Genomic DNA, 13,704 nt, shown 5'->3' with positions numbered 1-13,704 from the left:
TATTGCAATCCAAGGAGGCTGGTATCGCTACGCTTGTTGTGATCGAAGACCAACCAGATACCCTATTAATCATTCGGAGCACATTACATCAACAAGGGCATCACTTACACTTCTTCCCCAATGGCCGAGTGGCAACGGCCCAAGCCATTCAAGCCTTGCAACCTGCCCTCATTTTGCTTGATGTGCAGTTGCCAGATCAATCGGGCTTCGATTTGGTTGGTTCCTTGCGCTCAATTGCCCCCTGTATTGCCTTGACAGGATTTAGCGATATGAGCATTGTTGAACGCGCCAAAACCTTGGGCTTTTTTGGCTTTTTAGGCAAGCCAATTCGTCCGGCCTACTTTCCGCAACAGATTAGCCGTTTATTGGCTGGCGAAGCGGTTTGGGAGCATACATGGACAGGCGATATACCAGTACCGATCTTTAGCTAAATAGCACCAGAATTTGTTGTAATTCGCTGCGTTGCTGTTCGCTGGCCATGCTCATAGCTGAACGCAGCCATAAACGACCTTCGGGGCTTTCATAATGCAGCCAAAATTTCCACAAACCACCCACCAACTCCAATAATTGTGTATGCTCATAGATCGCCGCCCATTGCAAACAGCCACGAATCGTCGTATAACTCTCGCGTAACAACGAAAGATCATTCATCGGCGTGAGCAATTCGCCATGATCTTTGGCGCGTTCGATCGTTTGCTCCCAGCGTTGCAACATCTGCTTAATTTCATTGGCCCAATATTGAGTAAATTCCAGCATCAACTGATGATAAACATCGCGTTCGAGTGCCACCTGCCGCGCATATAAACGAATCACAATCGGCATGCTAAACCGCGTTTCGCCACGGCTATCGACGCTGCCCTCTAAACACGACGCATCGACCAAACCGCTAGCAACCCGCCAATTGACTTTAAAAGCTTGGGTGGCTTGGGCTAGGCTAAAATGATGTTCAAACAGCGCCAAGCGGAGACAAGCAGCTTGCACATCATCATTTAACAACGAAAACGTATACTCAACCATTTGGCGCAAGGTGCGATGCGAGGCCGAGCCATTCGCCAACGATTCAATCTCTAGCATTTCGACGTTGGTCATGGCCAAAATATCGTTGAGCGAAACCAACAACAATTGCGAAGCGGCAATTTCAATCGCCAAAGGATGCCCCGCCAAACGCTGGACAATTTGCTCAGTTTGACGGCGCTCAACTTGGCGGTTCAAATCGCGAGCACGTTGCTCAAACAGCAAAATGCCTTCTTCAAGGCTAAGCGCTGGCACTGGAAAACGCCGTTCGCCATTGATGCTCAGGGCAATTTGCGTCGTGGTAATAATCGAAATATTGCCAAAATTGAGCAATGGCAACAGCATCTCAGCAACCGCCCGAATATGCTCACAGTTATCAATGATCAGCACTGTGCGCCGATTGGATTGCTGAATATAACTCGTTAAATCGGCTTTGGGGTCGCCGAACCAGCGATTGAGCAGCGCATGCCAGCTATCGTGCACAGTGTATTCATTGCGCAAATCGATAAAAACCACTTCTTGCGCAAAGCCAGCATTAGCAATATAGCTGGCGAGAGCAATCGCGAGGCGGGTTTTGCCGATGCCACCTATCCCATGCAAGGTCACTAGGCGATATTCACGGCAAAGCTCTAGCAACTCTTGCAAAACTGCTTGGCGGCCAACCAAAGGCGTAAGCGGAATCGGCAGACCGATGATTGTAGTAGGACGCAGGCTGGGCAGATGATCGAGCAAATGACGTAGTTGCTCATAAAAACGGCCACGTTTGGCGTAATAAGTGCTATCGGCCATATTAAGATTTGCAGCTTTTTGGCTTTCTGTGGTATAACGATTTACCTGCTGTTCAAAGAAGGCAAGTGCATCAACATCGTGGCTCATGCCATCGCGCAACGTTTGCACAACTACCTGCCGACCACCATGATTATCGACCCACTGCTGCAACGTTTGCGATAACATCTCGCCGCGGAGTAATTGGCGGAGCATTTTATTTGGCCAAGGATGTGGCATGGAACAGCCCTCTGGTCTAACCTACGACCCACCAGCCAGCCAACTGCTCTCCTTGCAGCAGGCGGCGGCTTATACCCGTGAATATTACCCTGCTCAGTCGCTCACCGAAGGCACCTTGCGCGTTTACCTTAATAAAGGTAAAATCCGTGGCATCAAACTTGATCGCTATTGGTACACAACGGCGGCTGAGCTTGAGCGCTATCTTTCTCAACCTACTTCAGCCACCCAATCCTCAGTTACGGATTCGTAATTTCTCCAAGGTTCTCTAGCAAAACTCTAGACACAACAAAGAGAGATATTGCACTCTCTTGGTTTGATTGTATGCTATCGTAGCATTATCGACAATTAATTCAACCAACAACTTAATAAAGCAACCGAGCCAGTGCGAATGTGGCTGTGGCGTAGCATCATTATATCCGACTATCGATTTCAACGAACAGTCTGTGCTAGGCAAACAACCAAATTCAAGCGTCGCAGCACTCCATCGGTCACCACTAGGAGGTCTCATGGTCGCCAGCCGTGCGCTCTGTAGCTGTAGAGGGCTACATTGCCAGCCATTGCAAACCCACAGTGGCCGCTGTAACACTGTTACATCAGCCGCCATCAATCTATCGTCAACGCTTGTGGGAGAGAAGAACAATGGAGTAGGTTGGAAGAATGCCAATAGTCCGCTTGTGGGAGCCTAGATAATTTACCGAGGAAGAATAAACAGGCAGGCCGCCGTGAGAAGCAGCCTGCCTGTTATAATTTAACGCCCAAGCAGCCGTTGCACACGTTGCTCAAATGCTGCTTCACTCATCGCCCCAATCCAGCGATCAACCTCTTGGCCATGTTGAAATACCACCATTGTGGGCAAACCACGCACACCCAAACGGCTGGCATATTGCACATCTTCGTCGGTGTTGATTTTAGCAACCACAATTTCACCAGCATAACGCTGAGCTAATTTGGCCAAAATTGGCGCAATCACGCGGCAATGGACACACCAAGGTGCCCAAAAATCGACAATTACTGGCGTATCCGATTGTAATACCTGCGTTTCAAAGCTGGCATCGCTAATCTGAACTGGCTGATCGATCACGGTTTGCATGAACGAGACCTCCACTTGACAGCTATTGCATGATTACACTAGCTCGTTGGCAGTCTACAAGTTCAAGTTAACTGGAAGTCAAGCAGCAATTTCAGGGGTCGGCATATGCAACAACTTAGTATCAGTATGGTCGCCAAACAGGCGGGAATCAAAGCCTCAACTATTCGTTATTATGAAGAAATTAATTTATTGCCGCCTGCTGCACGGCAGAATGGTCGGCGTTATTATGATCAGCAGATTTTCGAGCGTCTGGCGTTTATTCGCACAACTCAGCGGCTTGGCTTTAGCCTCACCGAGATTCAATTGCTATTTCAACATGAACAGCAACAGGCTCCATTAGCAGGCTTATGGCGGCAATTAGCCAAGCAAAAATTGGCCGATCTTAGCCAATTGCTCGAACAAGCTAGCCATGTGCAACAATTACTCCAGCGCGGGCTACGTTGTCGCTGCGCCACCCTTGAAATGTGTGTGCATTGTGTGTTACAACATTGTCAGGATTAATTATGAAACCTTTTGATACTGTGTCTACGTATAACGCCATAACAAATCGATCAACTTAGGAGGATGTGCATGTTCCGTAAATTGCTCGCCAGCGTTGGTATTGGCAATGCTCGTATCGAAACCCATCTCCACAATAATACAACCGCTCCAGGTGGCACGATCACTGGCGAAGTGCATATTATGGGCGGTGATGTCGAACAAGATATCGAGGCACTGTATTTGTTTTTGGTCGCTCGTTATACCCGCGAGTACGACGATAGCAAAATGACCCAAGATCACACGATTGGGCAATATCCACTGACGCAGCGGTTTAAGCTTCAACCAGGCGCTCAACAACGCATTCCCTTTAGCATTAACTTGCCGCTCGATACGCCCTTGACCATGGGCCATCAGCCAGTCTTTATTCGCACTGGTTTATCGATCAGTGGCGGGGTCGATGCAGGTGATGTTGATCAATTGCAGATTCAGCCCCATCCTTCGCAAGCAACGATTATTCAGGCCATTCAGCAAATTGGCTTCCAGCTTTACACCGTGCACAACGAATACAACTCTCGCTGGCGCGGCCCCTATCCATTTGTGCAAGAACTTGAGTTCAAGCCCTATGGCCACCAAAGTTTCCACATCGAAGAATTAGAGGTTGTGCTCGATTTGCAAGATTATGGAGTTGATGTCTATTTGGAAATCGACAAGCGGTTGCATGGCTTTGCTAAGCTGTTTGCCGATTTTGACCTCAACGAGCGCTACGCGAAGTTGACCTTTACCCATGCCGATATTCAACGCCCTGATTTGGCGCATATCATCAGCCAAACCATCCAATCGCGCATTCGCCATTAATATTCCTATCAAGGATGGGTTTTTAACAAGCAATCTGATCACCACCCTTCCGTCCCGCCTCAAGGCGGGAGACGCAGGGGGATTAAAGCCCCCTGCACCCCCTAAAATGGGCCTAGTGGTAATCAACTATCCATCAATAAACCATCGAATCGTTGGTACGAAACGGAACGTAATGAAAAACTACTCTTGTAAGAATCCCTCTCCCACAGCGGCGGGAGAGGGGTCAGGGTGAAGGGAGCTACTATATTTTCACCCTAAAACATACTGAGCCAAGGCTTTGTGCAATAAATTACGCACCTTCTGGCCAAAATGGCGATTCAGATCGGCTGGCAATAAGGCTAATTCTTTGGTAAGCGGCTGTGGTTGCCAGCCTTGAATTACCAACATCAAGGCCGCTTTCTGAAATTCAGTCAGCACCGCTTTGGCCAAATCGCCGCCTAAGCACCAAACCTCAAACTTTTCTAAGCCCTCAGCTGTTTGGCGATCATGTAAATCGACCAATGAATACATATCAATATTCGTCCAGAGCGCCCCAGCTTTGGCTTGCTCTAAAAGATGCCCGCCATGAAACACGATTAAATCGCGAAAACCCTCGCCACCAGCCACGCAAAACACCGCATCAAGCGCCGCCAATTGCTCAGGATGACGTTTGGCAAAATGTTCAAGCGCCACTTCGATACTGCGCAAGTAGGCTGGCAAAACATAGGGCTTGCTGGCTTGAGCATATTCAACAATCCGATGGGCCAAATTCGCCAACAACACCTCGCGCAAACTACCCAACGCCGCCATGATTGCAGGCAATTGAGCCGCATCAAACGACGATTCAACCCCAATCGCGTTGATGCCTGGATAGATTGTTGCCAGATGTTCGCCATATTTTTTGGCATAGACTGCATGCATGCCATGGCGTGGGCAGCCACCGCGTTCGACTTCAGGCCCACGAAAATGCGCCCGAATTGGCGCAAACAGACTATAACTAGCTTGCAGTTGTTCAGCAATTTGCAGATCGTTCATTGCAGCAGCCCCCTTTTGAGCATTCACACACTAGCCATACTATAGAGCATAATTGGCCCATATTAGACAAGCAACCAAGCAGAATTTTCAGGTTTCTCAGGCCAGCTTCAGCCTCAAACTATGGTTTTTGGCCCGCCACAGCGCTATACTCACCGTAGAATTTGATGTTGGAGGAATCTATGTTTCGCCGAATAACCCTGAGTTTTTGCTTATTAATTGTCAGTTTGAGTTTTGTGCCACAACGCCCAAGTTATGCTGCGTTTACTGATGGGTTTGCCGATACAGCCTTTCGCCAACGCTGGCAACGCGCCGATCAAGCAGTGGCCGATGGCCAAACCATCCGTTCATGGGTTTGGGGCCAAAACATCGGCCCACGGATTATCGAGCGCTATCAGCAATCGCCTCAAGCCAGCCGCCTTGTGCAATATTTTGATAAAGCTCGCATGGAAATTAGCCAACCTAACGCTGATCGTACCAGTGAGTGGTTTGCAACCAATGGTTTGTTGGTCGTTGAGTTGATCAGCGGCAAAATGCAAATTGGTGATCAGCAATTTGAGGCTCGTTCAGCGGCCAACGTGCCAATTGCTGGCGACCCCGATAGCCCAAGCCCAACCTATGCCAGCCTTGAGCCGATCGCCACCACCAACGGCGATCATCGCAGCGAAAATCGCCAAGGCCAGCGGATTAGCAGCCTACTAGCGGCAAACGGCCAGATCAGCGACGAGCCAAATTTGGCAACTGCCAACACGACCATCGTGCAGTATGAAAGCGTTACGGGCCACAACGTGCCCAAAGTATTTTTCGATTTTCAGCAAGCGCTGGGTAGCGTAACCAATGTACTTGGTACATTCGGTTACCCAATTACTGAGGCCTATTGGATCGATACAACGATTAACGGCCAAGCCCAACGAGTGTTATTCCAAGCTTTTGAGCGCCGTGTGCTCACCTACAATCCCAATAATTCGGCGAATTGGCAAGTTGAAATGGGCAATGTGGGCAGCCATTACTATCGCTGGCGCTATGCCACGCCAATCTATTATTTTCAGGATAGCAGCATTGCGGCCAAGGTTTCTGAGGCTGGCACGTTGGCCTTGAATACCGAAGGCTATCAGCCAGCGCTCGTCGATAGCCTACCCAACGACCCAATTTACCCCTACAAACGGATTGATCGCAGCAAAATCACGGGCTATCAACCTAAAAATTATCGTTTGCTCAAGCTTGAAAATCGTTATGTCACGCTAACGATCTTGCCAGAGCTGGGCGGGCGAGTTTATCAGCTGATCAACAAAGCCACAGGCCAGAACTTGCTCTATCAAAATCCAGTGATCAAAGCTAGTCATTTGGGGCAACGCGGTTGGTGGCTGGCGGCTGGCGGCATTGAATGGGCCGCCCCAACCGAGGAGCATGGCTACCTCGAATCTGAGCCATGGGATTATCGCTTGGAGCAAACTAACGAGGCGGCACGGGTGATCGTTTCAACCACTGAACGCCACACTGGCATCCAAATTGAAATCACGATTGAGCTAAATAACGATAGCCAAATCGTCAATATGCGTGGCAATTATCGCAACCCAACCGCTAGCCCGCAGACATTTCAATTTTGGATGAATGCGATGATTGCGCCTGGTGGCATCAACCAGCTGCAACGGAGCTTACATTTTGTCGTGCCAACCCAGCAGATGATTGTCCATGCAACTCAAGATTCAGCCCTACCAGCACCGCAACAAACGATCAGCTGGCCCAATTTCAATCAGCGTGATCTCAGTCGTTATGCAACGTGGAACGGCTATATCGGCCTCTTTGCCGCCGACAACCTGAGTGGAAAATGGGCTGGCGTGTATGATCCGGCGCTCAACCAAGGTCTGATGTTGGTTGATCTTGATCCTAACTTGCCTGGCATTAAAACCTTTGCCTTTGGCGACCAATTTGATCGCAGCCTTTACACCACCGATGACAGCGATTATGCCGAACTCTGGCATGGCGCACAAGCTACGTTTTGGGATTACCCAAGTTTAGCCGCAGGTCAAAGTCGTTCGTTCGAAGCCCATTGGCTGCCCTTGCACGATTTAGGCGATTTGAGCGCGGGCAATCGTTATGGTGCGGTTGGCTTGCAAACGACCAGCAACGGCAATCTAATTGTGGCAATTCAGCCAAGCCAAGCTGTCAATGCAACGCCAATTCGGATTAGCACGGCAGGCCAAACCCTTTGGCAAGCCACGCTTGATCTCAAGCCGCAGCAACCATTGCGCGTTGAATTAACCCAAAATATTGCTCGTGGTGAGGTTCTTTCAATCGAATGGGCTGGGCAAACACAGCAAATCATTGTTCCTTAGCAAAAATCTGTTTTTAGCAACCACAAAGGACACAAAGTTTATTTTTTGATCCACGAAGAACACGAAGGATGGGGAGATCAAGCCTATGAGCTATCGGAACACCTGTTACATCAAGCAATCCCCGATAGCCAAAAGCCAAAAGCCTATAGCCAAATATGCGGCTAGGTCAAAGATTTTGACAAACCAACGTCGCTTCCGTATACTAGCGCTCAAATAAAATCTATTTAATCCGACTAAATTGATTTTATTCTACATAATCATACAACTAAACGTCGAGCATATATGGAAGGATCGAGCAGCATGAGTGCAGCACAACTGCCTAAGGTCAGCGGCGAAGCCCTAAATCTCACCAAATCGATGGAATTGTTAGCCCAAGCCGAAGCGATTGTTCCAGGGACAACCCAATCGTTAATGAAACGGCCAGAGCAATTTGCTTATGGTTCGTTTCCAGTTTTTATTGATCATGGCGATGGCGCGTTGGTAACCGATGTTGATGGCAATCAATACATCGATTTTATTTGTGGCTTAGGCGCAACCACCTTGGGCCACAACCATCCAGCGGTGGTCGAGGCAATTCGCAACAATTTGGATAAAGGGCTGATTCATTCGCTGCCCACTGAAGTTGAGCTACGAGCAACTCAAGCATTGATCGATATTATTCCGAATGCTGAAATGGCTCGCTTCTTCAAAACTGGGGCTGATGCCACTTCGGCTGCTGTGCGCTTGGCTCGCCACCTTACCAAGCGCGAACGCATTATCACGGTTGGCTACAACGGCTGGCACGACCATTTTATGTATTACACCCCCGGCGTACCCGCCGTGCTCAGCCAATACACCGAACAAGTCTCGTTGATGGCTCCCCACGAAAAGCCCAACTTGATCGCTGCGATCAACAAACATGGCGATCAATTGGCCGCCGTCTTGCTTTCGATGCCCTACAAACACTGCTTGGATACTGAGTATTTGAACGAAGTCAAAGCCGCTTGTCATGCGGTTGGCGCTTTATTTGTGCTCGATGAAGTAGTAACAGGCTTCCGCTTGGCCTTGGGTGGAGCGCAAGAATTCTATGGCGTTGATGCCGATTTCGTCTGTCTCTCGAAGGGCATCGCCGCAGGTATGCCACTTTCAGCGATCGCTGGCCCCAAAAAATATCTCGAACGCTTATCAGATTTGCAAGTTTCAACCACCTTTGGCGGCGAAATGCTCTCGCTGGAAGTTTGCTATGAAGTGATCAACGTCTATCGCAACACTAATTATTTTGAGCATGTGACCAAGCTTGGCCAACGGTTGCGCGAAGGCGTGAATGCCAAAGCCGAGGCGCTAGGAGTAGCCTTGCGCGTGTGTGGCTATGATGCAATTCCCTTCTTCGCCTTTGCGCCTGATATGCCAACCCATGCTCGTTTGATGGAAGCCTTGCTGGGCACATTGGCCAAACGTGGGGTAATTCTGCGCCGCGATGTTAACTTCTTGACCAGCGCTCATACGATCGAGCAAATTGATTTCACGATCGAAGCAGTTGCGCAAGGTTTACAAGAGCTACTTGATCGCGGCATCATCGAATCGACCAATGGCAAAGAACAAGTTGCGGGCTAGTTGGTTGAGCCACGAAGGACACGAAGCTGAGGCTTAGAACTCATAGGAACAATCCTCAACCTAGATGCTTGGGGGTGCAGGAGTTATTTTGCCTGCACCTCTGCTTGATAGATTGACTAAATCCCCATACCACCAGTTACTTCGAGAATTTCGCCGTTCACATAATTGGCCAAGCTCGAAGCCAAAAAGACCATCGGGCCTGCCGCTTCTTCTGGTGTACCAGCCCGCCCCATTGGGTGAAACATGGTAATTCCCGCCATCAGATTTTCGGGCACACCAAGTTTAATTGCCTGATCGCCACGCTGAATCGTCTCGCCTTGTTCTTTGGCAGCGGTCAGGCGGGTTTCGATAAAGCCATAGCAAACCGCATTGGTTTGGACATTGAAACGGCCCCATTCCTTGGCAAGGGTTTTGGTTAGACCAATGACACCTGATTTGGCCGCCGAATAATTGACTTGCCCAGCATTGCCATATACGCCCGAAACCGAAGAAACATTGATAATTTTGCGGGCTTTGGCCGCACCATGAGCCTTGATTTCGGCTTTGGCGGTATCGCGCAAATAGGGAGCCGCTGCCCGAATCAGTCGAAAGGGAGCTGATAAATGCACATCAAGCATGGCTTGCCATTGAGCATCATCCATGGTGTGCAATACACCATCCCACGTATAGCCAGCATTATTGACCAACACATCTAAGCCACCGAAGTGCTCTAAGGTGGCGGCAATGACTTGCGACGCAAATTCAGCGCTGGTCACATCGCCAGTAAACGCCAAGGCTTGACCACCAGCAGCCTTTAATTCAGCCGCCAATTGTTCAACTGGCGCAGCATCCAAATCGCACAACACCACTCGCGCCCCATGCTGGCTAAACAATCGCGCTGCAGCCGCTCCAATCCCGCGTCCAGCTCCAGTAATTAATGCCACTTTCTCGGCCAATAACGCCATTGTCTACCTCCAAAAACAGCTAGTATGCGACGATCATACTAAACCTTGGGCCAAAATGCCATTGAGCAATTATTTTGGCGCTACTTCCATTGCTTGATTTGCTCATCGTTGGTGCGTTTGCCACTGGATCGTTTGGCTGCCGATTGGTCGAATGCTTCTTGAATCGCTTGGACGGTTCGGACATGGCTAGCATGAATCCGTTGGCTCGTCTGGTGGTTATCGCCCAAGACTTTTTGACTAATGGTCAATGCCTGTGCATGCAAGGCCAGCGCTTCGCGGTATTGCCCGCGCCGCTCCAACGCCACCGCTAAATTCGCCATAACGGTGATTGTATCGGCATGCTCTGGGCCAAACACCAATTCGCGAATCGTCAGCGCTCGTTCATATAAGGCCTGCGCCTCAGCATAACGTTTTTGTTCTAGCAGCAATCCTGCGAGCTCGTTCAGGCTAATTGCAATGTCGGGGTGTTCTGGATTCAAGGCTTTTTCGCGAATCGCCAACGCCTGTTGATAGAATGGCAGAGCTTGTGAATATTTGCCTTGATGTTCCAATAATCGGGCCAAACTGTTCAAACTGGTTGCCATGTCGGGATGATCCGACCCTAAGGTTGCCTCCAATACTTTCACTGCTCGTTCATGCAACGCCTGGGCTTCGGCATAGCGGCCTTCGCCCTCCAAAGCTACCGCCAGATTGTTGATGCTAATCGCGGTATCGGGATGCTCTGGGCCTAAGGCTGCTTCCCAAACTGCCAATGCTTGTTCAAGCATCGCCAAGGCCTCGGCATTCTGTCCTTGTCGCCCTAAAGCCGAGGCCAGATTGTTCATACAGCGAGCGGTATCGGGATGTTCTGGGCCTAACGCCACCTTCCAAATCGCCAAAACCTGCTCATACAAAGCTTGGGCCTCGGCATAGCGCATTTGCTCCAAACGAATACCTGCCAAATTATTCATTATGCGGGCAGTATTTTGATGCTCTAGACCCAAGACCTTTTGCATAATGACTAAACCCCGTTCATACCAGCGCTCAGCCTCGCCATACATCCCACGCAGATGTTCCCAATAGCCAAGACTATTGCACAAGCGAGCGATCCGTTCATCCTCGCGTGTCAGCGCTCGCAGAGTCACATGGCGCAAATGTGGCTCCAGTGGCAGCATGTACTTTGGCACGCGTGTTGAACTAATCCGAAAGGCATGCTCGTTTATCCGATACTCAACTAGGTCGCGAATTTGCACTGAGCCGCGATGCACCTGAACAACTTGCGCCAACAAACGATGCACAACCAGCATCTCACTACCATCAATTAACCCACGTTGATCCAACAATTGCAGCGATGCCAGCGCAGTTTGATCATCAGTCTCATTGGGAACAAAATCGAGCACAAGCTCACGCGGAATGGGCACACCCGGCGCACACCAGGCCGCGCCATCCAACATATCTAAGGCCAGCATCTCCAGCGGATTGGCCGAATCAAATTGGTTCAAACTGAGCATAAACGTCGCTTCAACATCTTGTTCATGGCGGGTTGGCGAGGGCAACCCAGCCCCGCCTTTGAGCGAATGATGGGTAACTGCTAAATCTTGGCGATATTGGGCAACACTCTGTTGATCATAGGTATTGAGATAATTGCCTGCAAGCTGCAAAGCTAGCGGCAAATTCCCAAGATCAGCGGCAATTGCATCGGCCTCAGCAGTTGTCAGGCGTGGGCAAAGCTGTTGCAGCAAGGCGCGGCTTTCGGCAGGAGCCAAAACCCCAAGCCGCATTGAGGCCGTCGTTGATAATTGATTGCGGGCGGTGACTAACACCCGACAACCACCCAGCGTTGGCATCCAACGTTCAAGGATTGCCAAATCTTCACAGTTATCGAAAATTAGCAGGCGCGGCAGCGGCGATTGCCATGCCGCTAAAACGTGTTGCACCTGAGCATCAAGCGTTAAACCTGTTGGATCAAGCGCCAGCGCCTCGGCACATGCAGCAATTTGATTAGCAACCTGCTCCGGATCAGCGCAGTTGATCCAGAATACGCCGCCATGGAAATAGCTGCGATAGCGATAGGCAAACTCTGTAACAAGGCTGGTTTTGCCAATTCCGCCAAGGCCAGTAGCGACGGCTGGCAACACGACCGTTGGCTGAGCATGGCCAATCGCAGCAGCCAGCGCTAATAATTCTTGCTCACGCCCAACAAAGCTGCTACTCGATTCAAACGGCAGGTGTGAGACCGACGGTTGATCAGTCCGCGCCGCAGGCACAGTCGTGAGCGGCAGTGAGGCAACCGCAGCCAGCGCCGCGACCAGCGGATCGATTGGTTGGGGCAGATCAACAGCAATGGTCTGGCCTGCATACAAGATTGTCGCATGCGATTGCTTGCTTGATTGATCAATCAGCAGAGATAAAGGAACATCATCAAGTAGGGTTGGTTTACCAGCCAACAGCGCACTAAACGCCGCCTCAACGGTTAGGCGATCAGCGTCGGGTCGAACAGCAAGCACAGCATCAACGAGCAATCCAATCAGGGCTGGCATCTCCATAGGGAATCCTCACAGCACGATCAAGCGGGGGTCTCGCTCTACAAAGACCCTCGTTAGGGTTATTTCTGGCATAATTCGGCTAAACTGCTCAAGATCGCTAGCGATTAAAACAAATTCAGCCGCCACAATTGGCGACTGAACGGCTGCCCCACCAAAATTTATGCTACGCTACCCGACCCTACCAACGTGAAGAAGTTCGTTGCTTTTGAAAACAATCGCGGCAATAGACCGGACGGCCTTGAGTTGGCTTGAAGGGCACTGTTGTGGTTCGTCCACACTCAGCACACACCGTATCGTACATTTCGCGTGAAGCTTGGCCAGCAGCATCGCGGCGATTGCCACCACCGAAGCTAGAACGCCCACCACCACCAAAACTATCGCGACCGCCATACTCGCGGCTGCGCTCGCGACCACCACCAAAACTGCTATCTCGGCTAAATGATGAGCGGCTACTTGGCTCGCTCCGCTGTTGTTTTTTGCTTTGACGACATTGAGTACAGCGACGTGGTTCGTTGGTAAAGCCTTTTTGTGCGTAAAACTCTTGTTCACCAGCAGTAAAAACGAAGTCATTCCCGCAATCGACACAGACGAGGGTTTTGTCGGTGAAACTCATAGGATTCCTTCCAAAAAAGGTTAAGACCAGATTTCGGGGTGAAAGGGTTCGGGTCAACGCAAAACTCAAGCGAGGAAGCCGATTGCGTGTGGGGCAGCAGAGCTACATTTGAGCTCGCGACCAAAACATTCACTTGCGGCCAGTATATCATAGCTAAAACGCTGTGCAAGCCACTTTTTAGGCAATTTTAGCCCTTCAGAATGGTCTAAAACCATTCTTTAGTTGCAATTTTTAGCGC

Annotated in this window: 12 protein-coding genes; 6 read left to right on the top strand and 6 right to left on the bottom strand. The window is 50.0% G+C overall.

What is annotated here, in order from left to right:
• Positions 1-2 precede the first annotated feature (2 nt).
• On the top strand, positions 3-431 hold the full coding sequence (locus ABEB26_RS07810; protein ID WP_345721408.1) for a response regulator: 429 nt from the start codon (positions 3-5) through the stop codon (positions 429-431).
• Here the strand turns inward: ABEB26_RS07810 and ABEB26_RS07805 are convergent.
• Positions 424-2,019 carry an ATP-binding protein gene (locus ABEB26_RS07805; RefSeq protein ID WP_345721407.1) on the bottom strand — a complete coding sequence of 532 codons (1,596 nt, stop codon included), beginning with the start codon at positions 2,017-2,019 and terminating at the stop codon, positions 424-426. The two genes, ABEB26_RS07810 and ABEB26_RS07805, sit on opposite strands and share 8 nt — an antisense overlap.
• Between ABEB26_RS07805 and ABEB26_RS07800 the strand changes: the two genes are divergently transcribed.
• Entirely contained in the window at positions 2,018-2,269 is a 252-nt protein-coding gene (locus ABEB26_RS07800; RefSeq protein WP_345721406.1) for a helix-turn-helix domain-containing protein, read from the top strand. The genes ABEB26_RS07805 and ABEB26_RS07800 overlap by 2 nt on opposite strands.
• Positions 2,270-2,767: 498 nt before the next feature.
• Here the strand turns inward: ABEB26_RS07800 and trxA are convergent, their stop codons facing one another.
• Complete coding sequence (gene trxA / locus ABEB26_RS07795) at positions 2,768-3,109, bottom strand: thioredoxin (RefSeq protein ID WP_345721405.1); 342 nt, start codon at positions 3,107-3,109, stop codon at positions 2,768-2,770.
• Positions 3,110-3,214: 105 nt separating this feature from the next.
• Here trxA and ABEB26_RS07790 point away from each other — a divergent pair, with 105 nt between their 5' ends.
• Both ABEB26_RS07790 and ABEB26_RS07785 read left to right on the top strand, forming a co-directional pair.
• Entirely contained in the window at positions 3,215-3,610 is a 396-nt protein-coding gene (locus ABEB26_RS07790; RefSeq protein ID WP_345721404.1) for a MerR family transcriptional regulator, read from the top strand.
• 69 nt (positions 3,611-3,679) lie between these two features.
• Positions 3,680-4,444, top strand: a complete 765-nt coding sequence (locus ABEB26_RS07785; protein ID WP_345721403.1) for a sporulation protein — start codon at positions 3,680-3,682, stop codon at positions 4,442-4,444.
• Between the two features lie 249 nt (positions 4,445-4,693).
• Here the strand turns inward: ABEB26_RS07785 and ABEB26_RS07780 are convergent, their stop codons facing one another.
• Entirely contained in the window at positions 4,694-5,458 is a 765-nt protein-coding gene (locus ABEB26_RS07780) for a hypothetical protein (RefSeq protein WP_345721402.1), read from the bottom strand.
• A gap of 179 nt (positions 5,459-5,637) precedes the next feature.
• Here ABEB26_RS07780 and ABEB26_RS07775 point away from each other — a divergent pair, with 179 nt between their 5' ends.
• The gene (locus tag ABEB26_RS07775; RefSeq protein ID WP_345721401.1) at positions 5,638-7,791 is read left to right on the top strand and encodes a DUF5107 domain-containing protein; all 2,154 of its coding nucleotides are present in this window, start codon (positions 5,638-5,640) and stop codon (positions 7,789-7,791) included.
• A gap of 300 nt (positions 7,792-8,091) precedes the next feature.
• Positions 8,092-9,384: an aminotransferase class III-fold pyridoxal phosphate-dependent enzyme gene (locus ABEB26_RS07770; protein WP_345721400.1), complete on the top strand. Its 1,293-nt coding sequence runs from the start codon at positions 8,092-8,094 to the stop codon at positions 9,382-9,384.
• 116 nt (positions 9,385-9,500) lie between these two features.
• Here the strand turns inward: ABEB26_RS07770 and ABEB26_RS07765 are convergent, their stop codons facing one another.
• The 3 genes from ABEB26_RS07765 to ABEB26_RS07755 form a co-directional block, all read right to left on the bottom strand.
• Positions 9,501-10,328 carry an SDR family NAD(P)-dependent oxidoreductase gene (locus ABEB26_RS07765; protein WP_345721399.1) on the bottom strand — a complete coding sequence of 276 codons (828 nt, stop codon included), beginning with the start codon at positions 10,326-10,328 and terminating at the stop codon, positions 9,501-9,503.
• An 80-nt stretch (positions 10,329-10,408) separates the two neighbouring features.
• Entirely contained in the window at positions 10,409-12,853 is a 2,445-nt protein-coding gene (locus tag ABEB26_RS07760) for a tetratricopeptide repeat protein (protein ID WP_345721398.1), read from the bottom strand.
• A gap of 178 nt (positions 12,854-13,031) precedes the next feature.
• Positions 13,032-13,466 carry a zinc-ribbon domain containing protein gene (locus ABEB26_RS07755; RefSeq protein ID WP_012190695.1) on the bottom strand — a complete coding sequence of 145 codons (435 nt, stop codon included), beginning with the start codon at positions 13,464-13,466 and terminating at the stop codon, positions 13,032-13,034.
• Positions 13,467-13,704: the final 238 nt, after the last annotated feature.

Source organism: Herpetosiphon gulosus (assembly GCF_039545135.1).
Taxonomy (GTDB): domain Bacteria; phylum Chloroflexota; class Chloroflexia; order Chloroflexales; family Herpetosiphonaceae; genus Herpetosiphon; species Herpetosiphon gulosus.
This window is presented reverse-complemented; position numbering and strand designations above follow the sequence as displayed.